Source organism: Marinomonas polaris DSM 16579 (assembly GCF_900129155.1).
Classification (GTDB): Bacteria; Pseudomonadota; Gammaproteobacteria; order Pseudomonadales; family Marinomonadaceae; genus Marinomonas; species Marinomonas polaris.
In genome coordinates, this window is sequence record NZ_FQVF01000015.1 from 35,185 (window position 1) to 52,759 (window position 17,575).

The window sequence follows — 17,575 nt, forward strand, 5'->3', positions numbered from 1 at the left end:
ACTCCTTGATCAAATTATTTCTTTATGATGCTTTATTGGATAAAAAGTAATCCAGCTTTTCACTTGTTTCGTATAGGTAATACCTATTAATTAAGGTTAAAAAATGGCTTTCAACCAAATAAATCCCAACAAACTTCTGCTGTCAAAATGGACATCCACATCGCCACAACAAAAAGAGAAGCACTTCATCGTCACAAAACTGATTCGAGATGAAGAAAACACGGTTGTGGAATGTGTTCTTGAGGCTGTTATCAACAAAAATCAGTATTGCTTGCCTTGGCAAACACTGGCATCACCAGATAATTGGCTTCAAGGTTGGAAATAGCCAATCTAAACCATTTCCATATCAAGCGATTACTTATTTCAGACTACTGTCCATATCAAACCACTGTAAGAAAGCGAGTTAGTCGTTTTTCTCTAACTCGTTCAAACGTACTTCCAATGCAGCGAGCTTTTCACGGTACTTGGCTAGCATCGCCGCTTGCACTTCAAACTCTTCACGGGTGACTAAATCCATTTTACTTAACGTATTACGAGCCACCTCATGCAATTGCGCCTGAATTTCTTCTTTTGGCAACTTACCCAATGTTTCTGCGGCTTGGCCTAGTCCAGTTCCAAGTTGCTTTATAAATTGATCAATCATGTCATTCTCATTTTCTGCATTTACAATACTTAATAGTATAGAAGCCTAAGTAAGGTGCAAACAAGCTCTCGGCTGCACATCTTTATATCAATGCTCCGTTATAAACACACAACACCATTAAATTGCCTCTTTTTTGTGCGCTAAATAAAATATCGCGGGCTTTAATCAAAACAAATCCTCTAAATAAGGCACGCATTACACTTTTAGCCAAATGTCTGTTTTCTGATCAGAAGCAATAAGATAGGGATCTCGCCCAACAACATCACTCGCATTAATTACCCACTCGCACCAAGTTAACGCAATAACCAATGCAGACACCCCAATATGCCGCACTAAATAAAGCCATCTGATGCTCTTTTTAATTCCGAAAAGTCGACAAAATCCTTACAAAGCCATTGTTATAAGGGCGTGTCCATATATGGCACGCATATTGAATAAGGTTAATTACCTGCGATACGACAATAAAACTGACTTTTAAAGGAGACAGTGGGTATGAAGCTTATAACTGCCATCATCAAGCCATTTAAACTCGATGATGTTCGAGAAGCACTTTCTGAAATCGGCGTTCAAGGTATCACCGTAACAGAAGTGAAAGGTTTCGGACGTCAAAAAGGCCACACAGAACTATACCGCGGCGCTGAATATGTAGTGGATTTTTTACCTAAGGTAAAAATCGAACTTGCCATTGCAGATGAAATGACCGACCAAGTGGTTGAAGCCATCACTGGCGCAGCAAACACTGGCAAAATCGGCGACGGTAAGATCTTTATCGTTAACCTTGAACAAGCGGTTCGTATTCGTACCGGCGAGACTGGTGTAGAAGCAGTTTAATAACTGCTCGATTTATACAAGCCTTTAGGGGGGCGAAACATGCAAGATCAAATTTTTCACTTACAATATGCGATGGACACCTTTTATTTCTTGGTGTGTGGCGCGCTGGTCATGTGGATGGCAGCTGGATTTGCCATGTTGGAAGCAGGTCTAGTACGTGCTAAAAACACCACTGAAATTCTTACCAAGAACGTGGCTTTGTTTGCCATTTCTTGCATCATGTATCTAGTTTGCGGTTACGCCATCATGTACGGTGGCGAGTGGTTCCTTACTGGTATTCAAGACGTAGATGTTGCTTCTACTTTAACGGACTTTGCTGGTCGTGAAGGTGGGTTTGAAGGCGGCGCAATCTACTCTGGTGCTTCTGATTTCTTCTTCCAAGTTGTGTTCGTTGCAACAGCTATGTCTATCGTATCTGGCGCAGTTGCTGAACGTATGAAGCTTTGGGCTTTCTTAGTGTTTGCAGTCGTAATGACAGGTTTCATTTACCCAATGGAAGGTAACTGGACTTGGGGTGGCGGTTCTGTATTCGGTATGTTTAGCCTTGGCGACCTAGGTTTCACTGACTTTGCAGGTTCCGGTATCGTTCACATGGCAGGTGCTTCGGCTGCTCTAGCTGGTGTATTGGTACTCGGCGCTCGTAAAGGCAAGTACGGTCCTAACGGTGAAGTTCGCGCTATTCCTGGTGCTAACCTACCACTAGCAACACTAGGTACTTTGATCCTATGGTTGGGCTGGTTTGGATTCAACGGCGGCTCTGTACTAAAACTTGGTGATATCGCTAGTGCTAACTCTGTTGCCATGGTGTTCTTAAACACAAATGCAGCTGCAGCTGGTGGCGCAATCGGTGCACTTATCCTTGCTCGAATTTTATTCGGCAAAGCCGATCTAACAATGCTTCTAAACGGCGTACTTGCTGGTTTGGTAGCAATCACAGCGGGTCCTGATACACCATCTGCTCTAGGTGCGACGCTTATCGGTCTTGTTGGTGGTTTGATTGTTGTTGTGTCTATCCTAACTCTAGACAAGCTTAAAATTGATGATCCAGTGGGCGCGATCTCTGTTCACGGTGTTGTTGGTCTTTGGGGCTTGCTAGCTGTACCACTAACTAATGATGGCACGACGTTCGGCGGACAAATCGCAGGCGCTCTTACTATCTTCGTTTGGGTATTCGTTTCTAGCCTAGTGGTTTGGTTAATCATCAAAGCCATCATGGGTGTACGAGTTACTGAAGAAGAGGAATACGAAGGTGTTGACCTTTCTGAATGTGGTATGGAAGCGTACCCAGAGTTCAGCAAAAAATAATCGCCCTTCCTAAAAAGATAGTGTTCTTAATATCAAAACCCTCGCCTCGGCGGGGGTTTTCTTTTTATCTCCCTTATTGAGTTAGCGTTATACACCCTTATGACATACTGATCTCTTACTTACTCACACCGATACGCGTTATCATGAGCAATACATAAGACCGATTTATAGAGGCCAACATGCACGACGATTTACATTTAACCATTCGTAACCTTACCAACGACGACTACGACGAAATAAAAGTACTGATGGATAAGGTCTATCACGACATTGGTGGCTCATGGCCTGAACATACTATTCATAAGCTGATCAAGGATTTTCCTGAAGGACAAATCTGTTTAGAAGATCACGGCAAAATTGTCGGTTTAGCCTTGTCTGTTCAAGTTAGCTATCAGCGTTTTAGTAACCCGCATACTTATGATGATCTTATCGATCAAAAAGAAAACATTCTGAACGATGAGCGTGGCGACGCCATGTATGGTCTAGATGTTTTAATCGCCCCAGAATATCGTGGCTACCGTCTTGGTCGTCGTTTATACGAAGCAAGAAAAGACCTTTGCCGTCAACATAACTTGCGCGCTATTTTGGCTGGTGGCCGAATTCCTAGTTACCACGAACATGCCCATGAAATGAGCGCTGCAGAATACTTAGAATCGGTTCGCGAGCGTAAAATTTACGACCCGATTCTGACTTTCCAATTGTCTAACGATTTCCAAGTGACTCGTTTGCTAAAACGCTACATGCCTGAAGATGAAAAATCTCAAGGCTACGCAACCTTGTTGGAATGGAAAAACATTTTCTTCGAACCTGATACCAACGTGATTCGTTCACGTAAAACCCAAGTTCGTATCGGTGCGATTCAGTGGCAAATGCGTGAAGTAGAAAGCGTTGACGAGCTGTTGAAGCAAGTCGAATACTTTATCGATGCAGTATCTGATTATAAAAGTGACTTTGTATTATTCCCTGAATTTTTCAATGCACCATTGATTGGACTAAGCCCAGATCAAAGTAACCAGACTGAAGCCATTCGCTTTTTAGCAAGCTTCACTGAACGCTTTATCAATGAAATGTCCCAGTTCGCGGTCAGCTATAACATCAACGTCATTACCGGCTCCATGCCAGTAATTGAAGACGAGACTGTTTATAACGTCAGTTACCTATGTCGTCGTGACGGTACCGTGGAAGAGCAAAAGAAAATACACATCACTCCCCATGAACGCCGTGACTGGGTTATTGAAGGTGGCAATGATTTACGCGTCTTCAATACTGATGCGGGCCGAGTAGGCATCTTGATTTGTTACGATGTGGAATTCCCTGAGCTAGGTCGATTACTGGCCGAGCAAGACATGGACATTTTGTTTGTACCATTCTGGACAGATACGAAAAATGGCTACTTGCGTGTACGTCGCTGTGCCCAAGCACGTGCCATTGAAAACGAATGTTACGTGGTTATTTGTGGTAGCTGTGGCAACCTTCCACAAGTGGAAAACCTTGACATTCAATATGCACAGAGTTCCGTGTTTTCACCATCTGATTTCTCTTATCCGCACGATGCGGTTATGGCGGAAACTACACCAAACACAGAAATGATCATGTTCTCGGATCTAGATTTAGATAAGCTAAAATTGACTCGCAGCGAAGGCTCAGTGAACAACCTAAAAGACCGTCGTACCGATCTTTACTCAGTCAATTGGAAAAAATCGAAATAAGCGATACAGCTTTTTCCTGTGATAACATGGACGTTATCGCAACATCTTAAAGAGACCTCTCATGGCCAAAGCAAAAACCGCCTTTGTATGCAATGAATGCGGAGCCGACTACGCAAAATGGCAAGGACAGTGCCAAGCCTGCAGTGCGTGGAATTCACTATCCGAAATACGCCTTACTTCTAGCAAAACTTCTGCTCGTGTTTCCGCTAGCCAAGATCCACGTTATCAAGGTTACGCTGGCGCTGTTACTGGTATACAGAATTTATCCGATGTGGATTTAGGCGATGTTCCTCGCTTTAGCTCAGGTGCAAACGAATTCGACCGAGTATTAGGCGGCGGATTGGTTCCTGGTGGTGTAGTACTGATTGGTGGACATCCAGGCGCAGGGAAAAGTACCTTATTGCTGCAAACCATGTGCTGGCTTGCGCAACAACAAACCGCGTTGTATGTAACTGGCGAAGAATCTCTTCAACAAGTTGCCATGCGAGCACAACGCCTTGGTTTACCGACTCAAAACCTCAAGATGCTGTCAGAAACCAATGTGGAAGCGATTTTAACCATAGCCCAACAAGTTAAACCGAAAGTCATGGTTATCGACTCGATCCAAGTGATGCATTTGGATGGTGTTGAATCCGCTCCAGGCAGCGTATCGCAGGTTCGAGAAAGTGCGGCTGTCTTGACACGTTTTGCCAAGCAAACACAAACTGCGGTATTGCTCGTTGGTCATGTGACTAAAGACGGCTCTTTGGCTGGACCAAAAGTACTAGAACACATGGTGGATTGCTCTGTGTTGCTCGAAGGCTCAGAAGACTCACGCTTTCGCACCCTTCGCGGCATGAAAAACCGCTTTGGTGCCGTGAATGAGTTAGGCGTTTTCGCCATGCTAGAAAATGGCCTAAAAGAAGTCAAGAACCCAAGTTCCATTTTCTTAAACCGTAGCAATCATCCAGCGGCTGGCAGTCTTGTGATGGTCGTTTGGGAAGGCACTCGCCCTCTTTTGGTGGAGCTGCAAGCGCTGGTCGATGATTCAGCTTTAGGTAATCCAAGACGGGTCACAGTGGGCTTTGACCATAATCGTTTAGCCATGCTTTTGGCCGTTTTGCATAAGCACGGCGGCTTACTAACATCAGATCAAGATGTGTATCTGAACGTGGTTGGCGGTGTAAAAGTATTGGAAACCAGCGCAGATCTCGCGGCCATCGCTGCAGTCGTTTCTAGTTTCCGCGATAGAGTATTACCGCATGATTTAGTGGTGCTTGGGGAAGTTGGTTTATCGGGTGAAATTCGTCCTGTACCATCAGGACAAGAACGTATCAGTGAAGCGGCGAAACACGGCTTTACCAGAGCTGTGGTACCAAAAGCTAACTGCCCGAAAAAGCCTATCGAAGGCATGAAAGTCATCGGAGTTGAACGTTTATCTGAAGCGCTAGACGCAATTTTTGAGAATTAATTGACCGATTAACAACCCGAATAGGTCAGTAATCATTTGTTAGTTCAAACAGGTCTGTCATCTGTTCATCTTCCATACCATATGGAAGCGCCTTGGCAGAATCGGCTTCCAATCTTTCTTGGCGAGCTTTTAGCAGACGCGCACGACGTTGCTGACAAAGATCCAATACATGATGTCGCGCTTCATTGGACAAAGAAAACCAATGAAAGCGCTCTTCCCTACTGCGCAAACAACCTTTACAGAATCCTTTGGCACTGTTTTCACACACACCTCGGCAAGGGCTTTCTATGGCAAACAGTTCTATTTGTTCCATAACGCCTCCCTCTAAAGGTTTATGTGAGTCTGCTTTATTCTGTCGCTAGCTGAAAATCGTACACTTCTTCAGGCGACAAAAAATACACTCGGTCCGCTGGAGCGGCATCCAAGGAAAACCAATAAAAACGTTCTGGCACACCCATTTCCAAATAAAAATTAACATAGGCGGCGTGAACAGGATAAGATACATTTAAATTTGTTGCTTTAATTCTTGTACCATCCGACCAAGCATGAACACCTACGCCAGCACCTGCACCGATACTTCGTGTTACGCCTCCTAAGAATAAATCAACTCCGCCAGAAAGCACATAACCAGTCTGAGCGATACTAGTATTCAAGCCAAGGCGACGAATCAATCGCGCACCTTCCATTGTCGCTTCTTGATCAACAGAACCAGGCACGTCAACTAAGACTAAGTCTGTTACATTCGGATTTTTACGCACCATATCGCTGAGCTGTTTAACTAGATCACTACCTAAGACACCGGACAAATAAGCCGAATTTCCTTCTACATCAATTACTAAACTGTCAGATACGTCGACATCTGCTTTTTTATTTGCCTCCATTCCTGAACAAGCGGTTAAAAATAACGCTATGATTAAGCATAAGAATCTTGATAATGAAGCAACGCTACGCTTTTTCTTCATATGACATCCGGTAGTGTAAAGAAAAAATTTAATAGAAATGAACCAAAGTAGATTCTATTTCGTAATTATAAAAGTGCAATTAATTGATGAAAAAGCACTTTTGTATACTCAACTAAACAAGTCAAGGATTGCAGCACTCGTGGTAAATACTAGCAAATTTAAGCACCAGCATTCTTTCACTTCAAACCACATATTCAATAGCCTCCAGCAAACCTCTAAAATTTTAAATACAGCATCCTCTATTGGGTGTGTTGCTCATTTTATTTTCATTTTATTATTTATCTACCTCGATCACCCCCTGCTTGCTTGGATCAATATTTTAAGTGTATCCGCTTGGCTACTGACATTTTGGTTTAATCGTATTGGACGACACGATATTTCTATTTTAATCATGAGCATCGAAGTACTCAGCCATGCTGTTTTAGCCACCAGCTTATTGGGAGTTGAGGCAGGCTTTCAGTATTACCTTTGGCCGATGGCTCTACTCTTGATGGCCATTCCCTGCTTTAGTGTTGCTTGGTCAACAGTGATTGCTTTAATCCATATAACAGCATTCACTCTACTTAACGTATTCTCCCAGGATAAAGCAGATAGCTTAACCTCTTACTATCCGCTGTTTTTTATATTCAATGTAATGGGAGCAAGCCTTCCCTTCATCATCACTGCAGCTATTTCTCGCTCGGCGTATGATAAACAATACTTTTTAATGGCTGAGTTAGCCGAGAAAGATGAACTAACACAGCTATTTAACCGTCGCTTTGGTCTTGAAGCGTTAAATTATTACGCTAATCAAAAGGGTGAGGATAAAGCCCCTTTCTGTATTAGTTTAGTTGACGTTGACCATTTCAAAAGAGTAAATGACCAACTGGGGCATAGCAAGGGTGATGAGATTCTCGTCAAGATCTCAAGTTATCTGTCGAAATCCATGCGTGAAACCGATATTTCAAGCCGTTGGGGTGGCGAAGAGTTTCTGTTCATCTTCCCTAATGTGGAACTCGCTAAAATTCAACAACGTATAGAGACAATCTGTAAAGAGATGCCTAATCATGTATTTTTAGAAAACTGGGATAAGACTATCAGTTGTAGCTTTGGTCTGATTCAAGTAGAAGAAAATGAAACCGCTGAAGACGCTTTAAAACGAGTCGATGATTCGCTTTATCAAGCTAAAAAAAATGGCCGCTACCAAGTAGTAAGCGACCATTAAAACATTTCTCACATTGCATAAAAGAATCGAAAGAAACGTCTGAGATTTAACTTATTCAACTTATGAAGGGAAAGAAAAACTCTTTCCCTCACGAACACCAGCCGAAGGCCAACGCTGAGTAATGGTTTTGCGTTTAGTGTAAAAGCGCACGGCATCTGGACCGTAAGCGTGTAAATCACCAAACAGAGAACGTTTCCAACCACCAAAGCTGTGATACGCCACAGGCACAGGTAAAGGTACATTAATACCTACCATGCCCACTTCAATATGATCAGAGAAATAACGCGCCGCTTCGCCATCACGAGTGAAGATACAGGTGCCGTTACCGTATTCATGGTCGTTAATCAGCGTCATAGCCTCTTCCATAGTATCGACTCGCACCACTTGCAGCACAGGACCAAAAATCTCTTGCTGGTAGCTATCCATGTCTTTGGTCACACCATCAATGAGTGTCGCGCCAACAAAAAAGCCATTTTCATAACCTGCCACTTGTGGATAACGTCCATCCACCACAACAGTAGCGCCTTGCGATTCTGCACTATCAATAAAACCGACGATTTTGTCTTTATGCTCTTTGGTGATAACTGGACCAAAGTCATTACTCTTATCTGAGCATTCCCCCACCTTAAGCGGTTTCATGGCGTCGGCCATTTTACTCACCAAAGCATCTCCAGCCGCTTTACCAACCGCAACAGCAACCGACAAAGCCATGCAACGCTCCCCAGACGAACCGAAGGCCGCACCAAGTAACTGGCTGACGACGTTATCCATATCTGCATCTGGCATGACAATCGCGTGATTTTTTGCTCCGCCTAGAGCTTGGCAGCGTTTGCCATTTGCACTGGCTTTGCTATAAATATATTCAGCAATTGGTGTGGAACCCACAAAACTCACAGCTTTTACTCGTTTGTCTTCCAACAAGGTATCAACTGCCACTTTATCACCATTTACCACGTTAAAGACGCCGGCAGGCAAGCCCGCATCATGCAGTAACTCAGCGATAAATAATGCAGTGCTCGGATCACGTTCCGATGGTTTCAAAACAAAAGTATTGCCGCACACAATCGCCATCGGGAACATCCATAGCGGCACCATGGCTGGGAAGTTAAATGGTGTAATACCAGCAACTACTCCTAACGGCTGAAACTCGCTCCAAGAATCGATATTTGGACCGACGTTTTTACTGAACTCGCCTTTTAATAACTCTGGCGCACCACAGGCGTATTCAACATTTTCAATGCCGCGCTGCAACTCTCCGGCGGCGTCATGGCAAATCTTGCCATGCTCAGCGCCAATCAGTTCGCAAATTTTATCCGAGTGTTTTTCTAATAAGACTTTGTAATTAAACATAATGCGGGCGCGCTTTAATGGCGGAGTATTACGCCATTCTGGATAAGCAGCTTGAGCAGCGGCAATCGCTTCTTCAACCGTTGCACGAGAAGCAATAGCGACTTTTTTTGATACCTTACCAGTTGCTGGATTAAACACATCCTGAGTACGTTCGGCTTGCTCTGAATACTTGCCGTCGATCAAATGCCCGATGATTTCCATGAGTACTCCATATAGTCATTCTAAAAGGGTTAGTCGCATCATAACGACATAAAAAAGTCACATTAGTAACAAACATTGACTCTACTATGCCTATGGGAATAGATTATAAAAAGTCGAATCTATTAACGCTTAGTTAATCATTTACTTAACTAACTTAACGAACATATAGGCCAACAATGAACCAATTTCAAAGTCAGGTAAGCGATGCAGATCTACGCGTATTGCGGATTTATCGAACCGTGGTGGAATGCGGTGGCTTTTCAGCCGCAGAGGTTGAGTTAAATATCAGTCGAGCCGCGATCAGTATTGCCATATCTGATTTAGAAACACGTTTAGGCTTCCGTTTATGTCAACGAGGACGCTCAGGGTTTTCGCTGACAAACGAAGGCAGTCAAGTCTATGACTTTACCTTACAGCTACTGTCTTCCATCGAAGATTTCAGAACCAATATCAACGCTCTTCACCAACATCTAAAAGGTGAGTTAAATATTGGCATCACTGATAATCTCGTTACCTTGCCGCATACTCGTATCACAAGAGCTTTAGCAGGACTAAAAGACAAAGGCCCACAGGTTGCCATTAACATTAGAATGATTCCGCCTACGGATGTAGAGCGAGGCGTGCTAGATGGGCGTTTACATGTTGGTATCGTGCCAGATTTAAAAATACTCAGCGGTTTGGATTATCACCACCTTTACGAAGAAGAGTCCAAACTCTATTGTAGTGACACTCATCCATTGTTTAGTGTCGCTGATAATAAAATATCAAAAGCCAAACTAAAAGAGTTTGATGCTGTACTTCCTGCCTATGCCCAAACACCCGAAATAAAAGCCCAGCATCAACCTCTTACCACAAGTGCCACAGCCACAGACAGAGAAGGAATTGCCTTCCTTATTTTAACTGGCCGTTATATCGGTTTTTTACCAGATCATGTGGCTGCCCACTGGATTCGTGACGGACGCATGCGCCCTATTCTCCCAGAAGAATGCCACTACATAACACAATTCTCAGCTATCACCAGAAAAGGTGCTCGTGCCAATCTCATTCTGGAAACATTTTTAGATGAGTTAGAAAAAACCCAATAAAACATAACCTATAAGACAGATATCTAAGATAGGGAATATCTTTCATATATATTTAAAAGTTTATATCCTAACTCCAGAGATATAAAATACATTCATCTAAGTATTTCCTATATTTTTACGGAGTAATCAATGAATTCCCAAAAACGTATTAATACGATTATTGGTTTAACGTTAGCAGCATCCCTGCTGCTAACTGGCTGTTCATCGAACGAAGATGAATCAGCTGTAGAAAAAGAAATTGTACGACCAGTAAAATTAATTACCATTGAGGCAACAGATTCAATAAATATTCGTCGCTTTCCTGCAGAATTAAAAGCCAGTGAAGAAGCAGATATTGCCTTTCGCGTTGGTGGACAATTAATGAAAGTAAATGTTGTCGCTGGTCAACGAGTCAATAAAGGCGAACTTCTAGCTTTACTGGATCCAACTGATTTCAAACTTGAAGTAGAGCTTGCTGAAGCAAACCAAAGTCTTGCCGAGGCGCAGTTTAAGCGTATTCAGGCAATATTTAAGCAAAACGCTACAACTAAATCTGAGTATGACTCAAGCAAAGCAACATTGGATCAAACTAATAACGCCCTACAATCTGCTAAAAACCAATTTCAATACACTAAAGTTTACGCACCGTTTAAAGGAGTTATTTCCTCTGTAGCGACGGAAAACTTTCAATACATTAGTGCTACAGCACCTATTATGCACATACAAAATATTGACGATTTGGATGTAGAGTTTCAAGTTCCAGAAAGCCTAGTAGTCAGCATTAAATCCACACAGTCAGACTATCAACCAAACGTAATAGTCGATGTAGCACCAGACGAAGTATTATCAGGCACATACAAAGAACACAACACAACACCCGATCAAACATCCATGGCCTATGATGTTTCACTGCGCCTAATCCGCAACGGTAAACCAGAACACACTTTATTACCTGGTATGACAGCGAACGTCGATATAGATTTAAACCGTCTTTTAGGGATGAAAAAGCATGTTGTTATTCCTGTCGAAGCGGTTACACGTCGCGAAGATACAGACACAGGTAAATCAAACAGCACTGTTTGGGTCTTCAATAAAGACACAGGCAAAGTGAGCGCACGTGTTGTGACACTTGGATCCTTACAAGGTAATCAAATTGAAATCACTTCAGGCCTTAACGCTGGAGATCAAGTGGTTGCTGCAGGAGTAAACAGTCTCACAGACTCCATGCATGTTCGCCCTTGGACACGTGAGCGAGGTCTATAATGGATATTGCTGCTTATTTTATTAAACGCAAAGTAACGAGTTGGATGGTAACACTGATCTTATTGATCGGCGGTACCATCGCTTTTACTAACCTTGGTCAATTAGAAGATCCTGAATTTACTATCAAGGATGCTCTGATCATTACCCAATATCCTGGCGCTTCACCAGAACAGGTCGAAGAAGAAGTCACCTATCCGATTGAAACTGAATTACAGAACCTGCCTTACGTAGATAAAATTACATCAACATCAAAAGCGGGCTATTCAAAGGTTCAATTAACCATCAAAGACTCATATCGTGCTAAAGAGCTCAAGCAAATATGGGATGAAGTTCGTAAGAAAATTCGCGATATTCAAGGCGATTTCCCAAGCGGCGTGTCCACACCTATTGTTTTAGATGATTATGGCGATGTATACGGCGTGATGCTGGCGATCAATGGTCAGGGCTACCCATACAAAGACCTTAAAAACTACGTTGATTACATCAAGCGTGAATTAGTACTAGTTGATGGTGTCGCTAAAGTTACCGTAGCTGCAGAACAAGACGAGCAAGTTACTATTGAAATTTCTCGTGCCAAACTGGCCAATATGGGCATCGCACCAAGCCAATTAGAAGACTTATTATCGAACCAAAACAGCGTATCAAACGCTGGACGTGTAAAAGTTGGCAGTGAATATATTCGCATTAGCCCGACTGGTGAATTCAAAGACATATCGGAGCTTGAGAACCTTATTGTCGGTACCCCATCGGATGGCAATTTAATTCGTTTACGAGACATTGCCACGGTGAAACGTGAATATGTTGAACCACAGACTCACATTGTTGATTTCAATGGCGCTAAATCGCTATTACTCGGCATATCCTTTTCATCTGGCGTAAACGTGGTGAAAATTGGCGAAGCATTAGAAAACCGAATTGAAGAGCTTCAATACCAGCAGCCTATTGGCTTAAGCATGGATCCTATTTATTTCCAATCAAAAGAAGTAGATCGTTCTGTGTCAAACTTCTTGCTTAATCTAGTTGAAGCCGTAGGTATCGTTATCCTAGTACTTTTGGTCTTCATGGGCATTCGTTCTGGTATTTTGATTGGTATTATTCTGCTGCTTACCATTCTTGGTACCTTCATTATTATGGATTACTTCCATATCAATCTACAGCGAATATCTTTAGGTGGTCTGATTATCGCCCTCGGTATGTTGGTAGATAATGCCATAGTGGTAACCGAAGGTGTACTCATAGGCATGCAAAGGGGCATGACCAAATTACAAGCCGCCAGTGCGGTTGTGAAACAGACTAAATGGCCACTTTTAGGTGCAACCGTCATTGCAGTTACCGCTTTTGCACCGATTGGTTTATCGCCTGATGCTGTTGGTGAATTCGTTGGTTCGCTGTTCTATGTTTTGTTGATTTCTCTGCTATTAAGCTGGATCACAGCCATTACATTGACGCCTTTTTTCTGTGATTTATTCTTCAAAGAAACAATCCAAAAAGCCAACAATGAAGACGGTTCAGCAGAAGAACTAGCCGACCCTTACAAAGGTTTTATCTTTACTGGCTATAAATGGTTGCTAGATAAAGCCATGCACTACCGCTGGGTAACGGTCATTCTTTTAATTGGTAGCTTGTTTACTGCCGGTTGGGCATTCCAATTTGTAAAACAATCTTTCTTCCCACCTTCAACAACACCTATGTTCTATATGGACATTCAAATGCCGGAAGGAACCCACATTGATAGTACTTACAAAACCGTAAAACAAATTGAAAGCGATCTGTTGAAAGACGATCGTATTAACTACGTAACATCAACAACTGGGCAAGGCGCTTTGCGTTTCATGTTGACGTACACAGCAGAACAAACTAACTCAAGTTACGCTCAGTTCATTATTCGAACCAAGAATGCTGACGTAATTCCTAGCTTACTAAAAGACTTGTATTACAAAATGCAGGAAGAGTACCCTGAGCTTGAAGTAAAACTGCAACGCCTACAGTTAGGACCATCTAGTGGCGCTAAGCTTGAAGCTCGTATTAGTGGTCCAGACCCTAAACATTTACGTCAAATAAGCGCGCAGATCCAAGAGATTTACCGCACTGATGGTGGCCTTGAAAATATTAAAGACAACTGGCGTCAGCCTGTTAAGGTGCTTCGCCCAATCTTTAATGATGCTCAAGCTCGACGTCTAGGTATCAGCAAAACAGAATTGGACGATGTATTGTTAACCAACTTTACTGGATCTCAAATTGGTTTGTATCGTGAAGGCACTGACTTGCTCCCTATAGTAAGAACGGCGCCTGAAAATGAGCGTGTCTCAATAGACCAAATCCGTGACTTACAGATCTATAGCCCAGCGACAGGATCCTACGTAACCCTTTCGACACTGGTATCTGGATTTGAAACCGTTTGGGAAGATCCAATCATTGAACGTCGAGATCGTAAACGTACTATTACGGTGATGGCTGATCCTAAAATTTTAGGTGATGAAACAGCAATGGAGATCTTTTCTCGTACTCGTAGCGCAATCGAAGCAATTCATTTGCCACCAGGGTATGTTCTAGATTGGGGCGGTGAATACGAAAGCAGTACTGATGCTCAGGCTAACATATTCAAGGCTTTGCCGATGGGCTACCTATTTATGTTTATCATCACCATATTACTGTTTAACTCAATTCGTGTGCCGCTGACAATTTGGTTCTGTGTACCGCTAGCATTAATTGGTGTTTCAACAGGGCTACTGGTAATGAACTCTGCATTCGGCTTTATGGCATTGCTTGGATTCTTGAGTCTATCAGGCATGACAGTGAAAAACGGTATCGTATTAGCAGACCAAATAAACTACGAACTTGAACAAGGTACAGAGAAATACGAAGCTATCTTCATTTCTGCTGTGAGCCGTGTTCGACCTGTTTGTATGGCTGCAGTCACAACCATTCTTGGTATGGTGCCATTACTTTACGATGCGTTTTTTGAAGGCATGGCCGTGGTCATTTCCTTTGGCTTAGGCTTCGCGACAATACTGACACTGATCGCTGTACCTGTGTTTTACACTATATTATTCCGAGTCAAATATCGTCATCACGAAGACTTTGAATAATACTTTTGAATAATGACTAAGCGTTGTATTTAGAGGATGGAGCTTTATCGAATAGATAAAGCTCCTGTTTTTAAACTACCTATCGTATTGAGAAGACCATGCATCTAGACGACATCTTAAAATTAGACATTAAGCTACTCGTCGCTTTCGTCACTATCATGGAAGAAGGCAGCGTTTCTCGCGCCGCGGAAAGACTTGGAGTGACACAGCCTGCACTTAGTAAAAGCTTACAACGCTTGAGAGATTTATTTAAGGATTCGTTATTCACTCGCCAAGCCTATGGCTTAAGCCCAACAGCGCGAGCCTCTGAATTACACGACCTAATTCAGCCAATTTTAAACTCTCTTTCTGAATTAATGAGCCCGAACTCACTAGATTTAAAAAACCTAGATCGACGTTTCAAGCTACGTGTAGATGAAGGAGATTTAGAAAATTTTATTGAGCCATTACTAGCGTCATTACAATATCAGGCACCAGGTATGAGGCTATCCATCAGCTCATGGGGAGATTCCCACCTAGATGAGCTAGTTTCAGGCAATGTAGATCTTGGGATTATGCGTATCAACGATACGCCCGGTAATGTTCGCAGCAAGCTAATAGGCTACATGGAAGCTTGTATTATATTAAGTGAAGCGCATCCGCTTTATCACAAAGAAGAATTGACGGTAACAGAGCTGTTATCCCACAAAGTGGTGACACATCACTTACGTAACAACCGAAATAGCACCTTTTCTAAAACTGAACAAAAGCTAAAGCAGCAAGGTCATTGTATTCAGCCAGATTTAGAAACAGACAGCCTGATGGTTGCTATGCAAGCAGTGAAAAGAGGCATGGCACTGGTAACATCTCGCTCAATTGGCGACTTATTTTTACAAATAATGTGCGAGAAAGCCCATTTTTATCCAGTGAAATTATTGCCAATTCCAAAAGAAGTATTGGAGCTCGATGAATATAGTGGTCGACACCCTATCCATATTTTTTGGCATGAACGCTTTAATAATGACCTTGCTCATCGTTGGCTGAGAGAACAGATCATTTACTTTATGCGTGAATCCCCCTGGATGCATCCACCAGTTTGATGCATCCACATTCTAATAGAATTATCCCGCGTCGCGCTCCGATCTAACCCAATCAAAGCGCGGGATTCTTTCACCATTTATTTCAACAGACTCTTGAAACATACTTAGCGGTCTTGCCCACCAGCCGAATTCTCCATATAAAGCCTGATAAATAACTAACTCTTCCTCAGTTTCGCTGTGTTTTGCCACTCGCTCAACCCAGTACAGCGCCCCTTTATAATGTTGATAAACGCCCGCTTTCATATTTAAAACCTCTATACTTTTTAAAAATCGACCATAATTAGCCAATATCTAGAAAAACTTGTCGCTAATGCGAAAGTTACTCTCTTACACGTACTATAGAACTCAGCAATAATACTTACATATTATCGCCCTAACCCATTTTCAGGAATTTTCTATGTATCTAGTACGTCCAGTAGATTTTGCCGATCTTCCTGCGCTGGAACGCCTTGCTCAACAGGCGGGTATTGGTATTACAAACTTCCCCGCAAACAGAGAACGCCTCAACGACAAAATCGCGTCTTCTCGTCGTTCTTTTCAAACTGATGTCGTACAGCCAGGCGACGAATCCTACTTGTTTGTGTTGGTGGATACCAGCAATGAACAGATTGTTGGTTGTTGTGGCATCGATGCCATGGTGGGAGTCGATACACCGTTTTACAGCTATCGCATTGATGAAGTGGTTCATGCGTCGCCACAGTTGCAAATTCACAATCGAATTCCTGCACTCTTCTTATGCCATGACTATAGCGGAACCAGCCGACTTATTGCCTTAGTGGTCGACAAGGCGCACCAGAACCCCCTTGCTATGTCTTTGTTATCCAGAGCACGCCTACTCTTTATTGCTCGTTATCCAGAGCGTTTTACTAAGCGTTTATTTGCAGAATTGCGCGGCGAAAGTGACAAACACGGCTACTCTGCTTTTTGGGACGCCTTGGGAAAACACTTTTTTACCATGGACTTCAAGAAAGCCGACTATCTTTCAGGTGTCAGCAATAAAAATTTTATCGCAGAATTAATGCCTCGCTACCCGATTTATGTTCCAACCTTGCCAGAAGCCGCACAAGAAGCAATTGGTGTAGTGCATGAAAACTCAGGGCAAAGTGCAGACATTTTATTAGATGAAGGTTTTGAGTTCCGTGGCTATGTGGACATATTTGATGCCGGCCCTAGTATCGAAGCAAGAACAGAAAGCCTGCACACCATTACCAACCAGAAAACAGACAAGGCACTGACGCTAACAGAAATCTCAAAAGGCGCTATCCACCTTATATCTGCAGGCCATTTAGAGAATTTCAGAGTGACTGCCGCACCTGCTGAGCCGCAAGTAGCAGGATTAGCATTAGAAAAATCGACCCAAGAAAGGCTAGGCATTTCATCTGGAAAGCGTATCCAGTGGGTTGCTCTATAAACAATAATAACGAT

At 42.8% G+C, this 17,575-nt stretch carries 17 protein-coding genes; 11 read left to right on the forward strand and 6 right to left on the reverse strand.

The window, feature by feature from the left end:
• The first annotated feature begins 103 nt into the window (after window positions 1–103).
• Complete coding sequence (locus BUA59_RS15720; protein ID WP_072840634.1) at window positions 104–325, forward strand: TIGR02450 family Trp-rich protein; 222 nt, start codon at window positions 104–106, stop codon at window positions 323–325.
• A gap of 78 nt (window positions 326–403) precedes the next feature.
• Here BUA59_RS15720 and BUA59_RS15725 read toward each other — a convergent pair whose 3' ends face one another.
• On the reverse strand, window positions 404–643 hold the full coding sequence (locus BUA59_RS15725; protein ID WP_072840635.1) for an accessory factor UbiK family protein: 240 nt from the start codon (window positions 641–643) through the stop codon (window positions 404–406).
• Between the two features lie 195 nt (window positions 644–838).
• Complete coding sequence (locus BUA59_RS23880) at window positions 839–976, reverse strand: hypothetical protein (protein ID WP_175550785.1); 138 nt, start codon at window positions 974–976, stop codon at window positions 839–841.
• Window positions 977–1,135: 159 nt separating this feature from the next.
• Between BUA59_RS23880 and glnK the strand changes: the two genes are divergently transcribed.
• The 4 genes from glnK (at window position 1,136) to radA (ending at window position 5,938) form a co-directional block, all read left to right on the forward strand.
• The gene (gene glnK / locus BUA59_RS15730; protein ID WP_012071322.1) at window positions 1,136–1,474 is read left to right on the forward strand and encodes a P-II family nitrogen regulator; all 339 of its coding nucleotides are present in this window, start codon (window positions 1,136–1,138) and stop codon (window positions 1,472–1,474) included.
• Between the two features lie 39 nt (window positions 1,475–1,513).
• Complete coding sequence (locus BUA59_RS15735; RefSeq protein WP_072840636.1) at window positions 1,514–2,779, forward strand: ammonium transporter; 1,266 nt, start codon at window positions 1,514–1,516, stop codon at window positions 2,777–2,779.
• A gap of 179 nt (window positions 2,780–2,958) precedes the next feature.
• The gene (locus BUA59_RS15740; RefSeq protein WP_072840637.1) at window positions 2,959–4,488 is read left to right on the forward strand and encodes a bifunctional GNAT family N-acetyltransferase/carbon-nitrogen hydrolase family protein; all 1,530 of its coding nucleotides are present in this window, start codon (window positions 2,959–2,961) and stop codon (window positions 4,486–4,488) included.
• A 61-nt stretch (window positions 4,489–4,549) separates the two neighbouring features.
• Window positions 4,550–5,938 (forward strand): DNA repair protein RadA, encoded by a 1,389-nt coding sequence (gene radA, locus BUA59_RS15745; protein WP_012071325.1) that lies wholly within the window; start codon window positions 4,550–4,552, stop codon window positions 5,936–5,938.
• A gap of 25 nt (window positions 5,939–5,963) precedes the next feature.
• Here the strand turns inward: radA and BUA59_RS15750 are convergent, their stop codons facing one another.
• Both BUA59_RS15750 and BUA59_RS15755 read right to left on the reverse strand, forming a co-directional pair.
• Entirely contained in the window at window positions 5,964–6,251 is a 288-nt protein-coding gene (locus BUA59_RS15750; RefSeq protein WP_072840638.1) for a DUF1289 domain-containing protein, read from the reverse strand.
• 34 nt (window positions 6,252–6,285) lie between these two features.
• Window positions 6,286–6,900 carry a COG3904 family protein gene (locus BUA59_RS15755; protein ID WP_072840639.1) on the reverse strand — a complete coding sequence of 205 codons (615 nt, stop codon included), beginning with the start codon at window positions 6,898–6,900 and terminating at the stop codon, window positions 6,286–6,288.
• A gap of 73 nt (window positions 6,901–6,973) precedes the next feature.
• Here BUA59_RS15755 and BUA59_RS15760 point away from each other — a divergent pair, with 73 nt between their 5' ends.
• Window positions 6,974–8,104, forward strand: a complete 1,131-nt coding sequence (locus tag BUA59_RS15760) for a GGDEF domain-containing protein (protein ID WP_175550786.1) — start codon at window positions 6,974–6,976, stop codon at window positions 8,102–8,104.
• Window positions 8,105–8,164: 60 nt separating this feature from the next.
• Here the strand turns inward: BUA59_RS15760 and BUA59_RS15765 are convergent, their stop codons facing one another.
• Window positions 8,165–9,655, reverse strand: coding sequence for a CoA-acylating methylmalonate-semialdehyde dehydrogenase (locus tag BUA59_RS15765; protein WP_072840641.1), 1,491 nt, complete (start codon window positions 9,653–9,655; stop codon window positions 8,165–8,167).
• Between the two features lie 176 nt (window positions 9,656–9,831).
• Between BUA59_RS15765 and BUA59_RS15770 the strand changes: the two genes are divergently transcribed.
• From BUA59_RS15770 to BUA59_RS15785, 4 genes are all read left to right on the forward strand, one after another.
• On the forward strand, window positions 9,832–10,740 hold the full coding sequence (locus BUA59_RS15770; protein ID WP_072840642.1) for a LysR family transcriptional regulator: 909 nt from the start codon (window positions 9,832–9,834) through the stop codon (window positions 10,738–10,740).
• A gap of 129 nt (window positions 10,741–10,869) precedes the next feature.
• Window positions 10,870–11,982, forward strand: a complete 1,113-nt coding sequence (locus tag BUA59_RS15775; protein ID WP_072840643.1) for an efflux RND transporter periplasmic adaptor subunit — start codon at window positions 10,870–10,872, stop codon at window positions 11,980–11,982.
• Window positions 11,982–15,071 carry an efflux RND transporter permease subunit gene (locus BUA59_RS15780; protein WP_072840644.1) on the forward strand — a complete coding sequence of 1,030 codons (3,090 nt, stop codon included), beginning with the start codon at window positions 11,982–11,984 and terminating at the stop codon, window positions 15,069–15,071. Before BUA59_RS15775 ends, BUA59_RS15780 begins: the two co-directional genes overlap by 1 nt.
• 98 nt (window positions 15,072–15,169) lie before the next feature.
• Entirely contained in the window at window positions 15,170–16,150 is a 981-nt protein-coding gene (locus BUA59_RS15785) for a LysR family transcriptional regulator (RefSeq protein ID WP_072840645.1), read from the forward strand.
• A gap of 21 nt (window positions 16,151–16,171) precedes the next feature.
• Here BUA59_RS15785 and BUA59_RS15790 read toward each other — a convergent pair whose 3' ends face one another.
• The gene (locus BUA59_RS15790; RefSeq protein ID WP_072840646.1) at window positions 16,172–16,393 is read right to left on the reverse strand and encodes a DUF1653 domain-containing protein; all 222 of its coding nucleotides are present in this window, start codon (window positions 16,391–16,393) and stop codon (window positions 16,172–16,174) included.
• A 154-nt stretch (window positions 16,394–16,547) separates the two neighbouring features.
• On the opposite strand from BUA59_RS15790, the gene BUA59_RS15795 reads away from it, so the two are divergent.
• Window positions 16,548–17,561 carry an arginine N-succinyltransferase gene (locus BUA59_RS15795; RefSeq protein WP_072840647.1) on the forward strand — a complete coding sequence of 338 codons (1,014 nt, stop codon included), beginning with the start codon at window positions 16,548–16,550 and terminating at the stop codon, window positions 17,559–17,561.
• Window positions 17,562–17,575: the final 14 nt, after the last annotated feature.

Coding starts and splice junctions, on each gene's coding strand:
- BUA59_RS15765 (WP_072840641.1), bottom strand. CDS start 9,655: ATGGAAATCATCGGGCATTTGATCGACGGCAAGTATTCAGAGCAAGCC.
- BUA59_RS15735 (WP_072840636.1), top strand. CDS start 1,514: ATGCAAGATCAAATTTTTCACTTACAATATGCGATGGACACCTTTTAT.
- BUA59_RS15790 (WP_072840646.1), bottom strand. CDS start 16,393: ATGAAAGCGGGCGTTTATCAACATTATAAAGGGGCGCTGTACTGGGTT.
- radA (WP_012071325.1), top strand. CDS start 4,550: ATGGCCAAAGCAAAAACCGCCTTTGTATGCAATGAATGCGGAGCCGAC.
- BUA59_RS15795 (WP_072840647.1), top strand. CDS start 16,548: ATGTATCTAGTACGTCCAGTAGATTTTGCCGATCTTCCTGCGCTGGAA.
- BUA59_RS15720 (WP_072840634.1), top strand. CDS start 104: ATGGCTTTCAACCAAATAAATCCCAACAAACTTCTGCTGTCAAAATGG.
- BUA59_RS15725 (WP_072840635.1), bottom strand. CDS start 643: ATGATTGATCAATTTATAAAGCAACTTGGAACTGGACTAGGCCAAGCC.
- BUA59_RS15770 (WP_072840642.1), top strand. CDS start 9,832: ATGAACCAATTTCAAAGTCAGGTAAGCGATGCAGATCTACGCGTATTG.
- BUA59_RS15780 (WP_072840644.1), top strand. CDS start 11,982: ATGGATATTGCTGCTTATTTTATTAAACGCAAAGTAACGAGTTGGATG.
- BUA59_RS15755 (WP_072840639.1), bottom strand. CDS start 6,900: ATGAAGAAAAAGCGTAGCGTTGCTTCATTATCAAGATTCTTATGCTTA.
- BUA59_RS15785 (WP_072840645.1), top strand. CDS start 15,170: ATGCATCTAGACGACATCTTAAAATTAGACATTAAGCTACTCGTCGCT.
- BUA59_RS15750 (WP_072840638.1), bottom strand. CDS start 6,251: ATGGAACAAATAGAACTGTTTGCCATAGAAAGCCCTTGCCGAGGTGTG.
- BUA59_RS15775 (WP_072840643.1), top strand. CDS start 10,870: ATGAATTCCCAAAAACGTATTAATACGATTATTGGTTTAACGTTAGCA.
- glnK (WP_012071322.1), top strand. CDS start 1,136: ATGAAGCTTATAACTGCCATCATCAAGCCATTTAAACTCGATGATGTT.
- BUA59_RS15740 (WP_072840637.1), top strand. CDS start 2,959: ATGCACGACGATTTACATTTAACCATTCGTAACCTTACCAACGACGAC.